The sequence below is a fragment of the Pseudomonas sp. HMSC057H01 genome (genome assembly GCF_001836405.1).
Taxonomy (GTDB): domain Bacteria; phylum Pseudomonadota; class Gammaproteobacteria; order Pseudomonadales; family Pseudomonadaceae; genus Pseudomonas; species Pseudomonas aeruginosa.
This window is the reverse complement of record NZ_KV828387.1, coordinates 12,929-30,745: the sequence shown is the minus strand read 5'-3', so window position 1 is coordinate 30,745 and position 17,817 is coordinate 12,929. Positions and strand designations below refer to the sequence as shown.

20 protein-coding genes are annotated in these 17,817 nt (G+C 68.6%); 7 read left to right on the top strand and 13 right to left on the bottom strand.

Features of this window, described 5'->3' with window-relative positions; genetic code table 11:
• The first annotated feature begins 29 nt into the window (after positions 1-29).
• Entirely contained in the window at positions 30-761 is a 732-nt protein-coding gene (locus tag HMPREF2581_RS03250) for a hypothetical protein (protein ID WP_003142013.1), read from the top strand.
• Between the two features lie 6 nt (positions 762-767).
• On the opposite strand, the gene HMPREF2581_RS03245 is transcribed toward HMPREF2581_RS03250, so the two are convergent.
• The 3 genes from HMPREF2581_RS03245 to HMPREF2581_RS03235 form a co-directional block, all read right to left on the bottom strand.
• Complete coding sequence (locus HMPREF2581_RS03245) at positions 768-1,388, bottom strand: LysE family translocator (protein WP_003096613.1); 621 nt, start codon at positions 1,386-1,388, stop codon at positions 768-770.
• A gap of 66 nt (positions 1,389-1,454) precedes the next feature.
• Positions 1,455-2,255, bottom strand: a complete 801-nt coding sequence (locus HMPREF2581_RS03240; protein ID WP_003096615.1) for an AraC family transcriptional regulator — start codon at positions 2,253-2,255, stop codon at positions 1,455-1,457.
• On the bottom strand, positions 2,255-3,106 hold the full coding sequence (locus tag HMPREF2581_RS03235; RefSeq protein WP_003096618.1) for an SDR family oxidoreductase: 852 nt from the start codon (positions 3,104-3,106) through the stop codon (positions 2,255-2,257). The genes HMPREF2581_RS03240 and HMPREF2581_RS03235 overlap by 1 nt, the downstream gene beginning before the upstream one ends.
• A gap of 137 nt (positions 3,107-3,243) precedes the next feature.
• Between HMPREF2581_RS03235 and oxyR the strand changes: the two genes are divergently transcribed.
• The 3 genes from oxyR (at position 3,244) to HMPREF2581_RS03220 (ending at position 7,747) form a co-directional block, all read left to right on the top strand.
• Positions 3,244-4,176 carry an oxidative stress transcriptional regulator OxyR gene (oxyR, locus tag HMPREF2581_RS03230; RefSeq protein WP_003096622.1) on the top strand — a complete coding sequence of 311 codons (933 nt, stop codon included), beginning with the start codon at positions 3,244-3,246 and terminating at the stop codon, positions 4,174-4,176.
• Complete coding sequence (gene recG / locus HMPREF2581_RS03225) at positions 4,173-6,248, top strand: ATP-dependent DNA helicase RecG (RefSeq protein ID WP_003096624.1); 2,076 nt, start codon at positions 4,173-4,175, stop codon at positions 6,246-6,248. The genes oxyR and recG overlap by 4 nt, the downstream gene beginning before the upstream one ends.
• Positions 6,249-6,337: 89 nt before the next feature.
• Positions 6,338-7,747: an aminoacyl-tRNA deacylase and HDOD domain-containing protein gene (locus HMPREF2581_RS03220; RefSeq protein ID WP_003142017.1), complete on the top strand. Its 1,410-nt coding sequence runs from the start codon at positions 6,338-6,340 to the stop codon at positions 7,745-7,747.
• Between the two features lie 71 nt (positions 7,748-7,818).
• Here HMPREF2581_RS03220 and HMPREF2581_RS03215 read toward each other — a convergent pair whose 3' ends face one another.
• From HMPREF2581_RS03215 to glcD, 9 genes are all read right to left on the bottom strand, one after another.
• The gene (locus tag HMPREF2581_RS03215) at positions 7,819-8,211 is read right to left on the bottom strand and encodes a hypothetical protein (RefSeq protein ID WP_003096629.1); all 393 of its coding nucleotides are present in this window, start codon (positions 8,209-8,211) and stop codon (positions 7,819-7,821) included.
• 135 nt (positions 8,212-8,346) lie between these two features.
• Positions 8,347-8,619: an HU family DNA-binding protein gene (locus HMPREF2581_RS03210; protein ID WP_003096630.1), complete on the bottom strand. Its 273-nt coding sequence runs from the start codon at positions 8,617-8,619 to the stop codon at positions 8,347-8,349.
• A gap of 201 nt (positions 8,620-8,820) precedes the next feature.
• Positions 8,821-9,975, bottom strand: coding sequence for a rubredoxin-NAD(+) reductase AlkT (alkT, locus tag HMPREF2581_RS03205; protein ID WP_003114369.1), 1,155 nt, complete (start codon positions 9,973-9,975; stop codon positions 8,821-8,823).
• Positions 9,976-10,026: 51 nt separating this feature from the next.
• A complete protein-coding gene (locus HMPREF2581_RS03200; RefSeq protein WP_003098329.1) occupies positions 10,027-10,194 on the bottom strand; it encodes a rubredoxin in 168 nt (55 codons plus the stop codon).
• Between the two features lie 183 nt (positions 10,195-10,377).
• Complete coding sequence (locus HMPREF2581_RS03195; protein ID WP_003098330.1) at positions 10,378-10,545, bottom strand: rubredoxin; 168 nt, start codon at positions 10,543-10,545, stop codon at positions 10,378-10,380.
• Between the two features lie 133 nt (positions 10,546-10,678).
• The gene (locus HMPREF2581_RS03190; protein WP_003098332.1) at positions 10,679-11,080 is read right to left on the bottom strand and encodes a heme-binding protein; all 402 of its coding nucleotides are present in this window, start codon (positions 11,078-11,080) and stop codon (positions 10,679-10,681) included.
• Positions 11,081-11,084: 4 nt separating this feature from the next.
• A complete protein-coding gene (glcF, locus tag HMPREF2581_RS03185) occupies positions 11,085-12,311 on the bottom strand; it encodes a glycolate oxidase subunit GlcF (protein WP_003142021.1) in 1,227 nt (408 codons plus the stop codon).
• 9 nt (positions 12,312-12,320) lie between these two features.
• The gene (gene glcE, locus HMPREF2581_RS03180) at positions 12,321-13,400 is read right to left on the bottom strand and encodes a glycolate oxidase subunit GlcE (protein WP_003142023.1); all 1,080 of its coding nucleotides are present in this window, start codon (positions 13,398-13,400) and stop codon (positions 12,321-12,323) included.
• Positions 13,400-14,899: a glycolate oxidase subunit GlcD gene (gene glcD, locus HMPREF2581_RS03175; protein ID WP_003136273.1), complete on the bottom strand. Its 1,500-nt coding sequence runs from the start codon at positions 14,897-14,899 to the stop codon at positions 13,400-13,402. The genes glcE and glcD overlap by 1 nt, the downstream gene beginning before the upstream one ends.
• Positions 14,900-15,103: 204 nt before the next feature.
• Between glcD and glcC the strand changes: the two genes are divergently transcribed.
• From glcC to ubiA, 3 genes are all read left to right on the top strand, one after another.
• Complete coding sequence (gene glcC, locus HMPREF2581_RS03170) at positions 15,104-15,859, top strand: transcriptional regulator GlcC (RefSeq protein ID WP_003142026.1); 756 nt, start codon at positions 15,104-15,106, stop codon at positions 15,857-15,859.
• A gap of 79 nt (positions 15,860-15,938) precedes the next feature.
• Positions 15,939-16,475, top strand: coding sequence for a chorismate lyase (locus HMPREF2581_RS03165; protein WP_003096645.1), 537 nt, complete (start codon positions 15,939-15,941; stop codon positions 16,473-16,475).
• A 26-nt stretch (positions 16,476-16,501) separates the two neighbouring features.
• The gene (ubiA, locus tag HMPREF2581_RS03160) at positions 16,502-17,392 is read left to right on the top strand and encodes a 4-hydroxybenzoate octaprenyltransferase (RefSeq protein ID WP_003142027.1); all 891 of its coding nucleotides are present in this window, start codon (positions 16,502-16,504) and stop codon (positions 17,390-17,392) included.
• A gap of 23 nt (positions 17,393-17,415) precedes the next feature.
• Here ubiA and HMPREF2581_RS03155 read toward each other — a convergent pair whose 3' ends face one another.
• Positions 17,416-17,799: a COG4315 family predicted lipoprotein gene (locus tag HMPREF2581_RS03155; RefSeq protein WP_003096652.1), complete on the bottom strand. Its 384-nt coding sequence runs from the start codon at positions 17,797-17,799 to the stop codon at positions 17,416-17,418.
• Positions 17,800-17,817 lie beyond the last annotated feature (18 nt).

The window sequence follows — 17,817 nt, the reverse complement described above, 5'->3', positions numbered from 1 at the left end:
GGCCCCGTCGCTCTGCATGGAGTAGCACGATGCGCCGCGTGATTTTCCTCGCCGCAGCCGCCGCCCTGCTGGCCGGCTGCGCCGGCACGGCCGATCCGTCCGGCACCTGGATCAACCAGGCCGCGATCGACGCCGCGAGCAAGGACGGCAAGCTGCGCGAGGCCCTGCTCGCCTATGGCCCGAACCTGGAATGGAAGCTCGACAGCAAGGCAGGCGAAGCCACCTTCAGCAACGGCTTCGAACTGGGCGAAGGGACCCTGAGCAAGAGCGATGACGAGCACTGGAAGGTTGCCTTCTATGGCGACGACAACCAGGAGAGTCTCGAACTGGACGGCAAGGAGCTGATCCAGCAGGCCAGCGCCAACGGCCCGGAACAGCGTTTCCGCCGTCTCGACCCGCAACCCGCGGCCAACAGCCCTGCCGGCAGCGGTTTCGAGCGGGCCTTGTATGGCAGCTATCTGAAGGGCAGCTGGAAGATCCGCGAAGGCCAGGGCCAGGGCGGCAAGGTCGAGTTCCAGGCCAATGGCCTGGTCAGCGGTCTGCCCGGCGCCGAACGCTACGCGCTGTGCCTGGCCGGCGATTGCGCAGCGATGAGCGGCGACAACGACAGCATCTGGCTGCAACAAGGCAACCGCGGCCGCGAATTGCTGTTCAGCCTCGACGACGACGAGCTGCAACTGTTCGAAGCGGTCAATACCGCCGGCGCCAACGAGATGCCCAGCTACGTGCCCGGCAAGCGCGTCTGGTTGCTGGAGCGCTGACGCCTCTCAGAGGGCGGCCAGCACCAGCCAGCCGCCCAGCGCCAGCAGCAGGACGCCGCACAGCCGGTCCAGCGCACCTACCCGCCGTTGCAACCAGCCGCGCCAGCGCGGCCTGTCCAGCAGGCGCACCAGCGCCATGTCCCAGCACAGCACCGCCAGGCTCATCCACGCCAGGCACAGGGCCAGCGCCCAGCCCGGCAGGCTGAAGCGCGCCAGCACGCCGAACAGCCCCGCATAGAAGATCGGCAGCTTGGGATTCAGGCTGCTCGCCAGCAGGCCGTCGCGCAGCCCGCGCAGATAGCCGCCGCGGGACGGGACGTCGCGCTGCGCCGGCATTTCCAGTCGCCTCTGCGCAAGCAGCGCCTGGCCCGCCAGCCAGAGGAAGTACAGTCCGCCGAGCGCCTGCAGCCAGCGCAAGGCGCTGTGCGCCGAGTCCGGCACGCTGGCCAGCAGGCCGAGCACCAGCAGCATGCTCAGGAGGTTGGCCAGGGCGATGCCGGCGGCCACCCCGTCGGCCTGGCGCCGGCCGCGCAGCAGGGCGGCGCGCACCAACAGGAAGAAGTCCGGCCCCGGCGACAGCAGGGCGGCGAAATGGGTACTGGCGACAAGGACGAACGCGGCGAACATGAAGGCCCCTCGAAACGCGAAGGCCTCCAGTCTGTGCAGCGCGGCGGGCGCCGTATTGGAAAAAACTCAGGTCTTGGCGCTGCGCCGGAACTGCCCCGGAGTGACCCCGGTGAAACGCCGGAAGGTCGTGGAGAAGTGCGCCTGGTCGTAGAAGCCGAGGTGCTGGGCGAGTTCCGCCAGCGGCCGTTCTTCCAGCAACAGGCGCTTGGCCTGGCGCACCCGGCATTGCAGTTGGTAGGTATGCGGCGGCACGCCGTAGGCACGCCGGAAAGCCTCGATGAGGTGGCGCGGATGGCGCTGCAGCAACTGCGCCAGTTGGTCCAGACCGAGCGCCTCGGTGGCATGCGCTTCCAGGTAATCGCGCAGGCGTGCGGTGGTTCCGCCGTCGCGGGGCGCCGCGGCCGCCGGGCGCAAGCCGCCGTGGCGCACGAAGACCTGTTCGAGCAAGGCCAGCAGGCGGCTTTCCAACCCCAATGCGTCGCTGCGCTGGAAGTCCTCGGCCAGTCGCGCCAGGCCAACCGCCACGCTGCCGTCGTCGGCCGGGTTCAGCTCGCCGAAGCCGCGCGGCAACTGTTTGCGGCCGAGCAGGCCGAGCAGGCGCGTTTCCTCGACATAGAGCATCCGGTAGACCAGCCGCTCGGATTCGGCGTGCCCGGTATGCGGCTCTTCCGGGTTCATCAGCGACAGGGTGCCGGCCGGCAGCGCATGGCGCCGCCCGCGGCACTGGTAGCCGCCGACGCCGTGGAGGATCGAGCCGATGGCGAAGGCCGAATGGCTGTGGCGGCCGAACGCCTGGCCGGAGAAGTCCGCATGGAACAGCTCCACGCCAGGCAGCCAGGGACGCGCCAACAACCGGTTGGCAGCCATCAGGCGTCCCCGAGCACCGCCGCGTAGCCCTCGCGGTAGCTCGGATAGCGCGGCACCCAGCCGAGCGCCCGGGCGCGGCGGTTGCTGCAACGCTTGCTGCCGGCGCGGCGTACCGAATGTTCGTCGGCCCATTGGCTGACGCCCAGGCGCTGGCGCAGGTAGTCGACCACCTCATGCATCGCCACGGGCGCGTCGTCGACACCGATGTAGCAGTCCTCCAGCGCCTGGCCGCCGGCATCGGCGCGCAACAGGAAGGCCAGCAGCCCGGCCGCATCGTCGGCGTGGATCCGGTTGGCATACAGCGGCGGCTCGCTGACCACCCGGTAACCCTGGCGCACCTGGTTGAGCAGCCATTCCCGCCCCGGACCGTAGATGCCGGCCAGGCGCACGCGGGTAGCCGGTATCCCGCTGTCCAGCGCGACCTGCTCGGCGTCGAGCATGATCCGTCCGGAATAGGCCTGGGAAAGCGCCGGCGACTCCTCGTCGATCCAGCCGCCATCGGTCTGCGCGTAGACCCCGGTGCTGGAGACGAACAGCAGGCGCCTGGGCCGCTGGCCGTGGGCCTGCAACCAGCCCAGCACATGGCGCAGGCCGTCGACGTAGGCGGCACGGTAGCCAGCCTCGTCGTGCTGACTGGCGGCGGCGCTGTACACCAGGTAGTCGAGCGGCTCGCTCGGCCACTGCGCGGGACACTCCGGAGCCTGCAGATCGCCAGCCACCGGCAGGATCCCCTGCGGCAAGGCGTCCACCGAGCGACGCAGGCCATGGACCCGCCAGCCATCGGCCAGCAGTGCCTCGCCGAGGCGCCCGCCGACATCGCCGCAGCCGGCGATCATCACTGTTTGCGACATGAAGCCGTCTCCTTCCTACAACAAGGCGGGCAGTGTAGGCGTCGAATCGTCTGCAATGCACGCCCGATCATGCCCCCGGAGGTTGGTTCGCGGCGGTGCAGCCGCTATGCTTGGCCGATCTTAACGGATGAGCAGCCATGACCCTCACCGAACTGCGCTACATCGTCACCCTCGCCCAGGAACAACACTTCGGCCGCGCCGCCGAGCGTTGCCACGTCAGCCAACCGACCCTCTCGGTCGGCGTGAAGAAGCTCGAGGACGAGCTGGGGGTGCTGATCTTCGAGCGCAGCAAGAGCGCCGTGCGCCTGACGCCAGTGGGCGAAGGCATCGTCGCCCAGGCGCAGAAGGTCCTCGAACAGGCCCAGGGCATCCGCGAGCTGGCCCAGGCCGGCAAGAACCAGCTGGCCGCGCCGCTGAAGGTCGGCGCCATCTACACCATCGGTCCCTACCTGTTCCCGCACCTGATTCCCCAGCTGCACCGGGTCGCGCCGCAGATGCCGCTGTACATCGAGGAGAACTTCACCCATATCCTCCGCGACAAGCTGCGCACCGGCGAACTCGACGCGATCATCATCGCCCTGCCGTTCCAGGAAGCCGACGTCCTGACCAAGCCGCTGTTCGACGAGCCTTTCTATGTGCTGATGCCGGCCGACCACCCCTGGACCGCCAAGGCCAGCATCGATTCCGAGCTGCTCAACGACAAGAGCCTGCTCCTGCTCGGCGAAGGCCACTGCTTCCGCGACCAGGTGCTGGAAGCCTGCCCGACCGTGCGCAAGGGCGACGAGAACAAGCACACCACGGTGGAGTCCTCGTCGCTGGAGACCATCCGCCACATGGTCGCCTCCGGACTGGGCGTCTCGGTGCTGCCGTTCTCCGCGGTGGACAGCCACCACTACGCCCCGGGCGTCATCGAAGTGCGCCCGTTCAGCGCGCCGGTGCCGTTCCGTACCGTTGCCATCGCCTGGCGCGCCAGCTTCCCGCGTCCACGCGCCATCGAAGTGCTGGCCGACTCGATCCGCCTGTGCTCGGTGGCCCGCCCGCAAACCCAGGAACAACCGCAAATCGCATGACCGAGCTGTCCAGGGTCCCGGTCACCGCGCTAAAGGGCGTAGGCGCCGCACTGGCGGAGAAGCTCGCTCGGGTAGGCCTGGAAACCCTGCAGGACATCCTGTTCCACCTGCCCCTGCGCTACCAGGACCGTACCCGCGTCACCGCCATCGGCGCCCTGCGGCCAGGGGCCGACGCGGTGGTCGAGGGCGTGGTGGCCGGCGCCGACGTGGTGATGGGGCGCCGCCGCAGCCTGCTGGTGCGCCTGCAGGACGGCAGCGGCACCCTGAGCCTGCGCTTCTACCATTTCAGCCAGGCGCAGAAGGACGGTCTCAAGCGCGGCACCCACCTGCGCTGCTACGGCGAAGTCCGGCCGGGCGCCTCGGGCCTGGAGATCTACCATCCGGAATACCGCGCGCTGAACGGCGACGAGCCGATTCCGGTGGAGCAGACCCTGACGCCGATCTACCCGACTACCGAAGGACTCACCCAGCAGCGCCTGCGCCAGTTGAGCCAACAGGCCCTGGCCATGCTCGGTCCCAGCAGCCTGCCCGACTGGCTGCCGGCGGAACTGGCCCGCGATTACCAACTTGGCCCGCTCGACCAGGCGATCCGCTACCTGCACCGGCCGCCGCCGGATGCCGACATCGAGGAACTGGCCGAAGGCCGGCACTGGGCGCAGTTGCGCCTGGCCTTCGAAGAACTGCTGACCCACCAGTTATCCCTGCAGCGCCTGCGCGAAGCCGTGCGTTCGCAGGCAGCGCCGCGCTTGCCGGCGGCCAGCCGCTTGCCGAAACGCTTCCTTGCCAACCTCGGCTTCCAGCCGACCGGCGCGCAACGCCGGGTCGGCGCGGAGATCGCCTACGACCTGGCCCAGGACGAACCGATGCTGCGCCTGGTGCAAGGCGACGTCGGCGCCGGCAAGACCGTGGTCGCCGCCCTCGCCGCCCTGCAAGCCATAGAGGCCGGCTACCAGGTGGCGCTGATGGCGCCGACCGAGATCCTCGCCGAGCAGCATTTCCTCAACTTCAGCAAGTGGCTCCAGCCGCTGGACATCGAAGTCGCCTGGCTGGCCGGCAAGCTCAAGGGCAAGGCCCGCGCGGCGGCACTGGAACGCATCGGCGACGGCGCGCCGATGGTGGTCGGCACCCACGCGCTGTTCCAGGATGAAGTGAAATTCAAGCGCCTTGCACTGGCGATCATCGACGAACAGCACCGCTTCGGCGTGCAGCAGCGCCTGGCCCTGCGCCAGAAGGGCGTGGACGGCAGGCTCTGCCCGCACCAGTTGATCATGACCGCCACGCCGATCCCGCGGACCCTGGCGATGAGCGCCTATGCCGACCTCGACACCTCGATCCTCGACGAGCTGCCGCCCGGGCGTACCCCGGTGAATACCGTGCTGGTGGCCGACAGCCGCCGTATCGAGGTGATCGAGCGAGTCCGCGCGGCTTGCCGCGAAGGGCGCCAGGCCTACTGGGTGTGTACCCTGATCGAAGAGTCCGAGGAGCTTACCTGCCAGGCCGCCGAGACCACCTACGAAGAGCTTTCCTCGGCGCTGGGCGAACTGCGTGTCGGCCTGATCCACGGGCGCATGAAGCCGGCGGACAAGGCCGTGGTGATGGAGGCCTTCAAGGAAGGCATGTTGCAACTGCTGGTGGCGACCACGGTGATCGAGGTCGGCGTCGACGTGCCCAACGCCAGCCTGATGATCATCGAGAACCCCGAGCGCCTTGGCCTGGCCCAACTGCACCAGCTACGCGGCCGTGTTGGCCGGGGCAGCGCCGCCAGCCACTGCGTGCTGCTCTACCACCCGCCGCTGTCGCAGATCGGCCGCGAGCGGCTGGGCATCATGCGCGAGACCAGCGACGGCTTCGTCATCGCCGAGAAGGACCTGGAATTGCGCGGCCCCGGCGAAATGCTCGGCACCCGCCAGACCGGCCTGCTGCAATTCAAGGTCGCCGACCTGATGCGCGACGCAGACCTGCTGCCGGCGGTCCGCGATGCCGCCCAATCCCTCCTGGCGCACTGGCCGCAGCATGTCAGCCCGCTGCTCGAACGGTGGTTGCGCCACGGCCAGCAATACGGTCAAGTGTGATCTATTTCGCTCTCGCTGACCGGCGTAGGTCTCAGTCTTGAAGCAGCTCTGGTTATACTGAGGGAAAATCCAGCTCGCATGGTCTCGTCATGACAGAAGCCGCCCTGGCCTCCGCCGATGCTCCGCACGCCCCCCAGGTCATCCTCCAGCTGCTCGCCAAGCTAGGCATCGCCTGCCGCGAGGTCAGCGACAGCGCGGAGCTGCCTGCCGCCCGCCGGGTCCAGGCGGTGCTGCTGGACGACGCCGTCGGCACCCTGCTGGTGCTGTTCCCGCAGAGCCAGTTGCTGGACCTTGCCCGGCTCACCGAACTGACCGGCCGCAAGCTGCTGGCGATCGAGCCCGAGCGCCTGGAACGAATGCTCGGCAAGCACGAGCTGCACCGCCTGCCGGCGTTGCCGCCCCTGACCAGTTCGCCCTGCCTGTACGACGAGCGCCTGTTGCAGGAACCGCGCCTGCTGATCGAGTCCGGCCAGCCCGGCATCCTCCTGGAGATCGCCAGCAACGACTTCCGCGGCCTGCTGGGCAAGGCCAGCGCCGCGCGCTTCGGCGAACCGCTGGAAAACATCAACCTGAACCTTGACCGCCCGGACGACGACCGCGCGGAAATCAGCCAGGCCGTGCAGGCCTTCACCGCCCGGCGCATCCAGCAGCGCCTGGAGCAGACCATCGAGATTCCACCGCTGCCGCAGACGGCGCAGAAGATCATCAAGCTGCGGGTCGACCCCAACGCCAGCGTCGACGACATCACCGGCCTGGTGGAAACCGATCCGGCGCTCGCCGCCCAGGTGGTCAGTTGGGCGGCCTCGCCCTACTACGCCGCGCCGGGCAAGATCCGCTCGGTGGAAGACGCGATCGTCCGCGTCCTCGGTTTCGACCTGGTGATCAACCTGGCTCTCGGCCTCGCCCTGGGCAAGAGCCTGAGCCTGCCCAAGGACCAGCCGCAGCAGGCCACGCCCTACTGGCAGCAGGCGATCTACACCGCCGCGGTGATCGAGGGCCTGACCCGCGCCATGCCGCGCGAACTGCGCCCGGAGTCCGGCCTGAGCTACCTGGGCGGCCTGCTGCACAATTTCGGCTACCTGGTCCTGGCGCATGTCTTCCCGCCGCATTTCTCGCTGATCTGCCGGCACCTGGAGGTCAACCCGCACCTCGGCCATGCCTATATCGAACAGCACCTGCTGGGGATCACCCGCGAGCAGATCGGCGCCTGGCTGATGCGCGTCTGGGACATGCCTGACGACCTCTATTGCGCCCTGCGCTTCCAGCAGGCCCCCAGCTACACCGGGCCGAACGCGGTCTACGCCAACCTGATCTGCCTGACCAACCGGTTGCTGCGCAACAGCGGCATCGGCGATGGCCCGCAGCAAGCGATTCCGGCGGCATTGTACGAGCGCCTGGGGATCACCCCAGAGAAGGCCGGGGACGCCGTGAAAAAGGTGCTGGAAGCGGAAGCGGCCCTGCGCGAACTGGCGGCCCAGTTCAATCGCTTGCCGGGGTGACCGGGTAGTCCGCTGCGAAACGCACTACCGAAAGGCTGCGGCCGCAGCCCGGATGAGATCGAAAGCCGCCCTCAGGCGGCTTTCTTCTCCGGCGCCTTCTTCTTCGGCTTGAGGTACTTCACCAGACCCTGGAACCAGATCACCAGCGCCGGATTGCCCTGTATCTGGATGTCCTTGTTCTGGATGCCCTGCATGAAGGCCAACTGCGGGTTCTTCGAAGTCATCGCGGCGAAACCGTAGGCTCCGTCCTTGAACCCCAGGGAAAATGCCGGTTGCGGATGGGTACCGCGCTTGCTGCTGACGCGCAGGTCCCTGACCAGGTAGTGGCGCGCCACCTTGCCATCGAGGGTATGCAACTGGAACACCAGGTCCTTGCCCTCGAGCTGCTTCTGGAAAGCGGGATTGTCGCGGCTGGCCTTGGCCATCAGGCGACCAAGCATCCACAGGAGAAGACGAAATTTCATGCACGCGCCTCGATATCCGGGGAGATGAGCGGCGCATTGTAGCTGTTCGCGAGGAGGACTACAGCTGTCCTTTCGATGAGCGCGGAAGCGTCTTCGACGAAGCCCGGAGCCGCTCTGACTCCGGGCTCTCGGCGGTCAGTTGACCGCGTCGCGCAGGGCCTTGCCCGGCTTGAAGGCGACGGTGTTGCTGGCCTTGATCTTCACCGGCTGGCCGGTCTGCGGGTTCTTCCCCGTGCGGGCTCCGCGATGGCGTTGCAGGAAGGTGCCGAAACCGACCAGGGTCACGCTGTCCTTGCGGTTCAGCGCGCCGGTGATTTCATCCAACAGGGCGTTGAGAACGCGATTGGCCTGTTCCTTGGTGAGATCGGCCTTTTCGGCGATAGCGGCGGCTAGTTCTGGTTTACGCATAGTTGCCTCTTTGACGGTTTGTTGTTTTTGTGTCCGTGCTGTCTTCCCAGCAGCGCTCAAAGGCACCGCAGTCCACCGGAACCATAGGCTCTAGACTGCGGTAGACGCGATGGAGGATGGCATGCTCCCGAGGACTGCGCCAGTATCGTCCGACAATTTTGCCGCAAGTCTCGACGGCATAACGGCCGGAGCCAATGGCATTCAAGCCATGAGGCCGGGTAACTCTTTGTTCAGGGCCAATTTTTCGTTCACCGCCGCTCCGGTCAGGGCATAACCGATCACTCGACCAGCGGTATCCCGGCACAGGACCTTGAGGTCCGTTCCAGAGCCTTCCACTAGCCATTGGCCATCCATTCCGCGCGGCGGCGGCGACACCACCAGCGGGCAGGCCGGGGTCTTCACCGTCACCGGCATGGGACCGTAGGCCACCTGGCTGGGGTTGCCGGCGAGGGTCTGCGCCAGCGCGCGTGCGCAAGCCATCAGCGGCATCACATAGAGCAGGTTGAGGCCGTCCACTTCGGCGCAGTCGCCCAGCGCGTAGATGTTGGCGTGGGAGGTGCGCAGCGAGCGGTCGACGACGATCCCGCGGTTGACCGCCAGCCCGGCGGCGAAGGCCAGTTCGGTGCGCGGACGCAGGCCGACGGCGGAGACGACCAGGTCGCAGGGAATCACCTCGCCATCCGAAAGATGCGCTTCCAGCCCCTCGCCGGCCTTCTTCAGGCTGGCCAGCACCGGCCCCAGGTGGAAGCGCACGCCGAGGCCTTCCAGGCCGGCCTGCACGGCCTTTGCCGCGGCCGGGTGGAGCAGGCCCGGCATGACCTGCTCGCAAGGCGCCACCACGTCGAGCTGGTAGCCGCCGCTGGAGAGGTCGTTGGCGAATTCGCAACCGATCAGCCCCGCACCGAGCAGCAGTACCCGGCGCTTGCCGGCAGCCGCCTGGCGGAAGCGCGCGTAGTCTTCCAGGTCGTTGATCGGGTAGAGCGCGTCCTGGGCATCGCCCTCGACCGGCACCCGGATCGGCTCCGCGCCCCAGGCCAGGACCAGGTCGCGATAACGCACCTCTTCCTCGCCGATCCAGATCCGCTGATGGCCCGGATCGATACCGGTGACCCGGGTATGGGTCAGGATGCGCGCGTTCAGTTGCTCGGCCATGGCGCCCGGTTCGGCCATGGCCAGGCCGTCGGCGTCCTTGTTCTTCGAGAAGCCGGTAGAGAGCATCGGCTTGGAATAGGAACGGCCGTCGTCGGCGGTGATCATCAGCAGCGGCGTCTCGCCGTCCAGCTTGCGCCACTCGCGGGCCAGGTTGTAGCCCGCCAGGCCGGTTCCGATGATTACCAGGGGCGCACGCTCGCTCATTTCCGTTCCTCTGTGATTGCCGGCGCCGGGCGCCGCTTCTGTGGATTTCGCTCAGGCGATCTCGATCATCTCGAAATCGATCTTGCCGACACCGCAGTCCGGGCAGACCCAGTCCGCCGGGATGTCCTCCCAACGGGTTCCCGCCGGAATGCCTTCTTCGGGCAGGCCCAGGGCTTCGTCGTAGATGAAGCCGCAGACCACGCATTGCCACTTGCGCATAGCCACCCTCCTCGTTCGTCGAACCTAGCTCAGCGTCGGTGGCCGGCCAACGGCAAGGCTGCCGGGCGTTCCCGGCAGGACAGTCAATGACCGGACCCAAGCCCCAAGGATAACCCCTGGACGGCCGCTGGCCAGGCATGAAAAAAGGCGGCCAGGGCCGCCTTCTTCGCCGGCGAGCGGGGCTCAGCCGATTTCGATCATCTCGAAGTCCAGCTTGCCGACGCCGCAGTCGGGGCACAGCCAGTCTTCAGGCACGTCTTCCCAGCGCGTTCCCGCCTCGATGCCTTCTTCCGGCCAGCCTTTGGCCTCGTCATAGATCAGTCCACACACCACGCATTGCCACTTCTTCATTGTTTACCTCGGGCGGGTTACCACGGTTCAGCGCCGGCAACCTATAACAAATCCACCCTGTCCGCCAACCTGCCCGAAAGGCAAGGTGGTGCCGAACGGGCCAACCAAAGATGGGTGGTGCCCACCGGTCGCCTCACAGCCCCTCGGCTCCGATCCGCGCCACCCGGGCGTCCTCTTCGGCGCGTACGCCGGAAACCCCGACCGCGCCGACCACCTGTCCGTCCACCAGGATCGGCACGCCGCCCTCCAGGGTGGCCTGCAGCAGCGGCACCGAGAGGAAGGCACTGCGTCCGCCGTTGATCATGTCCTCGTAGCGCTTCGTTTCCCGGCGCCCGAGGGCGGCGCTGCGGGCCTTTTCCGTCGCGATGTAGGCACCGATCGGCGCGCAGCCGTCGAGGCGCTCCAGCGCCAGCGGGTGGCCGCCGTCGTCGACCACCGCGATGCTCACCGCCCAGCCTTGGCGCTGTGCCTCCTCGCGGGCCGCGCCAAGGACGCGGGCGACCTCCTCGCGGCCGAGTACCGGCTTGCTGTGCATGGTTTCACTCTCCTCCGGGCAAGGCCTGGTCGAGCAGCTCGATCCAGTGGCGTACCGGGGTCCGTCCGGCCCCGTCGAGATGGGCCTGGCAACCGACGTTGGCCGTGGCGATGACATCCGGCGCGCCGCTTTCCAGGGCGTCCAGGCGGTTGTCGCGCAGACGCCGGGACAGCGCCGGCTGGGTCAGCGAGTAGGTGCCGGCGGAGCCGCAGCAGAGATGACCGTCGGCCACCTCGGTGAGATGGAAGCCCAGTCGCCGCAGCACCGCCTCCACGGCCCCGCCCAGTCGTTGCGCGTGCTGCAGTGTGCATGGGCAGTGGAATGCCAGGCGCTGGTCGCAGCGCAGGCCGAGGGACTCCAGCGGCTCGTCGCGAAGCACTTCCACCAGGTCGCGGGCAGCGGCGGCGACCTCGCGCGCCTTGTCCGCGTACCGTGGGTCGTCGCGCAGCAGGTAGGCGTAGTCCTTGACGAAGGCGCCGCAGCCGCTGGCGGTCTGCACGATGGCCTCGGCACCCTCGCGCAGCAACGGCCACCAGGCGTCGATATTGCGCCGCGCGCGCTGGCGGCCGCGCTCCTGCGCATCCAGGTGGAAATCCAGCGCGCCGCAGCAGCCGGCCGCGGCCGCCGGCGTCACGCTGATTCCCAGGCGGTCCAGAACCCGCGCGGCGGCGGCGTTGGTATTCGGCGACAGCGCCGGCTGCACGCAACCTTCGAGCAGCAGCACGCGCCGCGCATGCCGGGGCTGCGGCCGCCTGCCCGGCGCCGCGACCCGACGTGGCAGCTTGCCCTGCATCGCCTCAGGCAGCAGAGGCCTCAGCCGCCCGGCAGCGCCGGCCAGCACGCCGAACAACCCCGGGCGCGGGGCCAGCAGGCGCAGCACGTCGCGCAGCAGGCGTTGCCGGAAGCCGCGCGGCAGGCGTTCGGCGAGGAGGTCGCGGCCGATATCCAGCAGCTTGTGGTACTCGACTCCGGATGGGCAGGTGGTTTCGCAGTTGCGGCAGCTCAGGCAGCGATCGAGGTGCAGGCGGGTGCGCTCGCTGGCCTCGTCGCGCTCGAGGAACTGCTTGATCAGGTAGATCCGTCCGCGCGGGCCGTCGAGTTCGTCGCCCAGCTCCTGGTAGGTCGGGCAGGTGGCGTTGCAGAAACCGCAGTGCACGCAGCTGCGCAGGATGCGCTCGGCTTCGGCGGCCTCGGCGCGTTGCCGGGCGGAATCGCAGAGGTTGGTTTGCATCGCGCCTCCTCAGAGTTCGGCGTACATCCGCCCGGGATTGAAGATGCCCTGCGGGTCGAGCTGGCGTTTGAGTGCCCGGTGCAGGTCGAGCAGTCCAGGCGGTAGCGGCTGGAACGGCGCATCGAGATGGCCGGCGCGGTAGCAGGTGGCGTGGCCGCCATGGGCGGCGGTCCACGCGCGGATGTCCGCGGCCGGCGCGTCGCTCTTCAGCCAGCGCAGCGCCCCGCCCCAGTCCAGCAACTGACGACCGGGCAACGGCGTCTCCGGCGCCAGCGCCGGCAGCGACAGGCGCCAGAGCGGTCGCGGGTCGTCGAAGAACGGCAGGCGCTGCTCGCGCAGGTCGGCCCAGAAGCCGTCCTCGAGCGCTTCGCCACCGAGGCGGTCGCGCGCCGAGCGTACCGAGCCCTCGCCGCCCTCCAGGCGCAGGCGCAGGGCTTCGCCGTCGTGGCAGGCCGCACTGATCGGCAATGGCTGGCCTCCCCACTCGGCCAGCTTGCGCAACGCCGTCGCCACCGGCAGGTCCAGGCTCAGGCCGGCCTGGCAGCGCGGCATGGGCAGCACCTTGAAGGACACTTCGGTGACCACCCCGAGGCAACCGAAGCTGCCCGCCAGCAACCGCGACAGGTCGTAGCCGGCGACGTTCTTCATCACCTCGCCGCCGAAGCGCAGGTGGGTGCCCAGGCCACTGATCAGCCGCGTGCCGAGGACGAAATCGCGTACCGCTCCCGCCCAGGGCCGGCGCGGTCCGGACAGGCCGCTGGCGAGCACCCCGCCGACGGTCGCCCGGCCGCCGAAACCCGGCGCCTCGCAGGCAAGCATCTGCCCGCCCCGCGCCAGCACGGCCTGTAGCTCGTCCAGCGGCGTACCGGCGCGGGCGGTGATCACCAGCTCGCAGGGATCGTAGGCGACGATCCCGCGGTGTTCGGCGAGCGCCAGCGGTTCGCCCGCGACCGGCCTGCCGAGGAACGCCTTGCTATCGCCGCCGACGATGCGCAGCGGCGCGCGCCGCGCCAGGGCGTCGCGGACCCGCTCGAGCAGCGCGCCGGCATGGTCGGCGCCAGCGTCCGGATCGAAATACGGCTGGCTCATCAGAAACGCTCCAGTTCGGGGAACGGCAGTCGACCGTGGTGGACGTGCATGGCGCCGAACTCGGCGCAGCGATGCAGGGTGGGCACGTTCTTGCCGGGATTGAGCAGCCCGGCCGGGTCGAACGCCGCCTTCACGGCGTGGAACAGGGTCAGCTCGTCGGCATTGAACTGAGCGCACATCTGGTTGATCTTCTCGCGGCCGACGCCATGTTCGCCGGTGATGCTGCCGCCTACCGCCACGCACAACTCGAGGATCCTGCCGCCCAGCGCTTCGGCGCGCTCCAGCTCGCCCGGCAGGTTGGCGTCGAAGAGGATCAGCGGGTGCATGTTGCCGTCGCCGGCGTGGAATACGTTGGCCACCCGCAGGCCGTATTCGCGCGAAAGCTCGGCGATGCCATGCAGCACCCGCGGCAGCTCGCGGCGCGGGATGCTGCCGTCCATGCAGTAGTAATCGGGGGAAATCCGCCCGACCGCCGGAAACGCATTCTTGCGCCCGGCCCAGAAGCGCTGGCGCTCGGCCTCGTCTTGGGCCTGTCGCACCGATGTGGCGCCAGCCGCCTCGAACAGCTCGCGGACCCGCTCGCAATCCTCGTGCACGTCGGCTTCCACGCCATCCAGTTCGCAGAGCAGGATCGCCGCCGCGTCGACCGGATAGCCGGCATGGATGAAGTCCTCGGCGGCGCGGATCGACAGGTTGTCCATCATTTCCAGCCCGGCCGGGACGATGCCGGCACCGATCAGGTCGGCCACCGCCCGCCCGGCGCTTTCCACATCGTCGAAGCTGGCCAGCAGGACCTTCGCCACCGGCGGGCGCGGCAACAGCCTGACGGTGACCTCCACCACCACGCCGAGCAGCCCTTCGGAGCCGGTGAACAGCGCCAGCAGGTCGAAGCCGGCGCTGTCCAGGGCGCTGGACCCCAGGCTCAGGCGCTCGCCTTCCAGGGTCACGATGTCCACCTGCAACAGGTTGTGCACGGTCAGGCCGTACTTCAGGCAATGCACGCCGCCGGCGTTCTCCGCGACATTGCCGCCGATGGAGCAGGCGATCTGCGAGGACGGGTCCGGTGCGTAGTACAGACCATGAGGGGCAGCGGCCTGGGAGATCGCCAGGTTGCGCACGCCAGGCTGGACCCGGGCGAAACGACCCAGCGGATCGATCTCGAGGATCCGCCGGAAACGCGCCATCACCAGCAGCACGCCGTTCTCCAGCGGCAGCGCGCCGCCGGACAGGCCGGTGCCGGCACCGCGCGCCACGACCGGCACCTTCAGCCGATGGCAGAGGGCGAGCAGGCCCTGAACCTGTTCGATGCGTTCCGGCAATGCCACCAGCAACGGCGTGCAGCGATACGCCGAGAGTCCGTCGCACTCGTAGGGACGCAGGTCTTCCGCGGCGTGCAGCAGTTCGAGGTCGGGCAGGCGGAGGCGCAACTCGGCCAGCAGGCCATCCTTGTCCACCTGCGGCAGCGGACCGTCCAGACGCTCGTCGTAGAGGATGTTCATGGCGGCTGTCCTTGTTGTGGTTGTCGGCGGGATCAGCAAGCGTCCACAGCCTGTACCGCGCGGACGCCAGGGTCCAGCAGGCGTCTAACTGGTCCTACCAGTATCACCAGGAGCCATGGGCATGAGGCGCATGCTAGAAAGTCCCTGAGCTTCTATAGTGAGTAACGACAGCCAACTGGTCCTACCAGTGCAACGGGAGCTTCCATGCAGAAACAGCGGGTGGCCGACCAGGTCGCAGAGCGTATCGAGCGGCTGATCGTCGACGGCGTGCTCAAGGTCGGCCAGGCACTGCCGTCCGAGCGGCGCCTGGTGGCCAAGCTCGGCTGCTCGCGCTCGGCCCTGCGCGAGGGCCTGCGGGCGCTGCGCGGGCGCGGCATCATCGACACCGAGCATGGCCGTGGGTCGTTCGTCGCCGATCTCGACCGCAACGCCGACGCCAGCCCGCTGATGCACCTGTTCGGCTCCCAGCCGCGCACCCTCTACGACCTGCTCGAAGTCCGCGCCCTGCTGGAGGGCGAGGCGGCCCGCCTGGCAGCGCTACGCGGCACCGAGGCAGACTTCGTCCTGCTCGCCCGACGCTACGAAGAGATGCTCGCCAGCCACGAGGAAGTCCAGCCGATCGATCCCCGCGAGCACGCCCGCCGCGACCACGCGTTCCACCGGGCGATCAGCGAGGCATCGCACAATCCGGTGCTGGTGCATACCCTGCAATCGCTCAACGAACTGCTGCTGAGCACGGTGTTCGCCTCGGTGAACAACCTCTATCACCGGCCGCCGCAGAAACGCCAGATCGACCGCCAGCACGCGCGCCTCTACGCGGCCCTCCGCGAGCGCCAGCCGGACCAGGCGCAACGGGCGGCGCGCGAACATATCCACAGCATCCGCGACAACCTGCGGGAGATCGAGCAGGAAGAACAGCGCCTGGTCCGCGCCACCCTGCGCCTGAACGGCTGGGGGTGACGCGCCACCGCGTCGCAGACCGGCCGCCGACCGAACGTGCTACCCTCGCCGCCTTCTGCCGCCGTCTCGTAGTCCCGTCATGCCCAGCAATGCGCTCTGGCTTCGCGCCGACCAACTGTCCAGCGTCTCCCCCACCGTCCTCGACTGGCTGTTCGACGAAGGGTCGCTGACCCGGCGCCTGACCGCCCTGGCCGACGGCGCGTTCCGCGTCGAACCCCTGCTGGAAGGCTGGCAGACCCTGCGCGACGACGAATGCCAGGGGCTCGACGTCCCTCCCGGCAGTAGCGGCTGGGTCCGCGAGGTCTACCTGCATGGCCACGACCGTCCCTGGGTGTTCGCCCGCAGCGTGGCGGCGCGCAGCGCCCTGGAAGGCTCGGGCTTCGACCTGGCGCTGCTCGGCACCCGCTCGCTGGGCGAGTTGCTGTTCAGCGACAGCGCCTTCGAGCGCGGGCCCATCGAAGTCTGCCGCTATCCGGCGGCCGGTCTGCCCGCCGAGGTCCGCGCCGAGGGTCTCTGGGGCCGTCGCTCACGGTTTTCCCGCGGCGCGCTCGGGGTGCTGGTGGCGGAGGTGTTCCTACCGAGCCTGTGGGACCAGGCGGGAATCGCCGACGTATAATCCCCCGGTCGACTCCGGAGGTCCCCATGTTCGTCACCCTGATCAAGCCGCTGGCCCGCCTGCACCCCCGCGCCTGGGACTTCGTCCAACTGGTGCGGCTGGACCGGCCGATCGGCATCTACCTGCTGCTCTGGCCGACCCTCTGGTCGCTGTGGATCGCCGCGGACGGCGTGCCGGAGCTGAAGAACCTGCTGATCTTCGTCCTCGGCGTCATCCTGATGCGCGCCGCCGGCTGCGTGATCAACGATTTCGCCGACCGCAATTTCGACGGCCACGTCGCACGCACCAAGGCGCGCCCGCTGGCCACCGGCAAGATCAGCGTGCGCGAGGCCTGGATCACCTTCGCCGTCCTGGTCGCGCTGAGCTTCGGCCTGGTCCTGCTGACCAACGCAACGACCGTCTGGCTATCGTTCGGCGCGGTAGCCGTGGCCTCGCTCTACCCCTTCATGAAGCGCTACACCTACTATCCGCAGGTGGTGCTGGGCGCCGCCTATTCCTGGGGCATCCTGATGGCCTTCACCGCCGAGCGCGGTGAACTGCCGGCCAGCGCCTGGCTGCTGTTCCTGGCCAACGTGCTATGGACGGTCGCCTACGACTCCTACTACGCGATGACCGACCGCGAGGACGACCTGAAGATCGGCATCAAGTCCACCGCGATCCTCTTCGGCGATGCCGACCGCCTGATCATCGGCAGCCTGCAGGGCCTGACCCTGCTCCTGCTGGCGCTGGCCGGCAGCCGCTTCGAACTGGGCCTGTACTTCTACCTCGGCCTGGCGGTGGCGGCGGCCTGCTTCGTCTGGGAAGCCTGGTCGACCCGCGACCGCGACCCGCAGGCCTGCTTCCGCGCCTTCCTGCACAACCACTGGGCTGGCCTGGCGATCTTCCTCGGCACGGTCGCCGACTACGCGCTGCGTTGAGCGGCGCGCAGGCCGGCGACCGTCTAGTCCATGTCCGGCTGGGCGACGTGCCAGGCGCCCATCTTGCCGTCACCGTTCTTGTCGCCAGGCTTCTTGTCCTGGATGAAGGTATAAAGGGGCTTGCCGTAGTAGGCCCACTGCTGGGTGCCGTCCTCGCGAGCGACCAGGCTCCAGTCGCCGCTGGCCTGCGCTCCCTGGGCCGCTGCCAGCGGCGGCCAGTTCTTCGCGCACTGCCCGGAACAGGCGGATTGCCCTTCGCTGTCCTTGTCGTAGGTATAGAGCGTCATGCCCTTGCCATCGACCAGCACGCCGTCCTTCTCGGTGGCCGGCGCCACCGTTTCCTGGGCCAGCGCGGCGAACGCCGGCAGGGCCAGCGCCAGACCCAGCGCCAGGTGGATTCTGTTCATCGCGTCTCTCTCCTGTGT

Bases quoted from the DNA above. Each gene is read 5' to 3' on its own strand.
- HMPREF2581_RS03220 (WP_003142017.1), top strand. From the start codon at position 6,338: ATGACAGAAGCCGCCCTGGCCTCCGCCGATGCTCCGCACGCCCCCCAG.
- HMPREF2581_RS03245 (WP_003096613.1), bottom strand. From the start codon at position 1,388: ATGTTCGCCGCGTTCGTCCTTGTCGCCAGTACCCATTTCGCCGCCCTG.
- glcF (WP_003142021.1), bottom strand. From the start codon at position 12,311: ATGCAAACCAACCTCTGCGATTCCGCCCGGCAACGCGCCGAGGCCGCC.
- glcE (WP_003142023.1), bottom strand. From the start codon at position 13,400: ATGAGCCAGCCGTATTTCGATCCGGACGCTGGCGCCGACCATGCCGGC.
- HMPREF2581_RS03210 (WP_003096630.1), bottom strand. From the start codon at position 8,619: ATGCGTAAACCAGAACTAGCCGCCGCTATCGCCGAAAAGGCCGATCTC.
- HMPREF2581_RS03200 (WP_003098329.1), bottom strand. From the start codon at position 10,194: ATGCGCAAGTGGCAATGCGTGGTCTGCGGCTTCATCTACGACGAAGCC.
- HMPREF2581_RS03250 (WP_003142013.1), top strand. From the start codon at position 30: ATGCGCCGCGTGATTTTCCTCGCCGCAGCCGCCGCCCTGCTGGCCGGC.
- glcC (WP_003142026.1), top strand. From the start codon at position 15,104: ATGCAGAAACAGCGGGTGGCCGACCAGGTCGCAGAGCGTATCGAGCGG.
- HMPREF2581_RS03235 (WP_003096618.1), bottom strand. From the start codon at position 3,106: ATGTCGCAAACAGTGATGATCGCCGGCTGCGGCGATGTCGGCGGGCGC.
- HMPREF2581_RS03155 (WP_003096652.1), bottom strand. From the start codon at position 17,799: ATGAACAGAATCCACCTGGCGCTGGGTCTGGCGCTGGCCCTGCCGGCG.
- recG (WP_003096624.1), top strand. From the start codon at position 4,173: ATGACCGAGCTGTCCAGGGTCCCGGTCACCGCGCTAAAGGGCGTAGGC.
- HMPREF2581_RS03195 (WP_003098330.1), bottom strand. From the start codon at position 10,545: ATGAAGAAGTGGCAATGCGTGGTGTGTGGACTGATCTATGACGAGGCC.
- glcD (WP_003136273.1), bottom strand. From the start codon at position 14,899: ATGAACATCCTCTACGACGAGCGTCTGGACGGTCCGCTGCCGCAGGTG.
- HMPREF2581_RS03215 (WP_003096629.1), bottom strand. From the start codon at position 8,211: ATGAAATTTCGTCTTCTCCTGTGGATGCTTGGTCGCCTGATGGCCAAG.
- HMPREF2581_RS03240 (WP_003096615.1), bottom strand. From the start codon at position 2,255: ATGGCTGCCAACCGGTTGTTGGCGCGTCCCTGGCTGCCTGGCGTGGAG.
- HMPREF2581_RS03190 (WP_003098332.1), bottom strand. From the start codon at position 11,080: ATGCACAGCAAGCCGGTACTCGGCCGCGAGGAGGTCGCCCGCGTCCTT.
- alkT (WP_003114369.1), bottom strand. From the start codon at position 9,975: ATGAGCGAGCGTGCGCCCCTGGTAATCATCGGAACCGGCCTGGCGGGC.
- ubiA (WP_003142027.1), top strand. From the start codon at position 16,502: ATGTTCGTCACCCTGATCAAGCCGCTGGCCCGCCTGCACCCCCGCGCC.
- HMPREF2581_RS03165 (WP_003096645.1), top strand. From the start codon at position 15,939: ATGCCCAGCAATGCGCTCTGGCTTCGCGCCGACCAACTGTCCAGCGTC.
- oxyR (WP_003096622.1), top strand. From the start codon at position 3,244: ATGACCCTCACCGAACTGCGCTACATCGTCACCCTCGCCCAGGAACAA.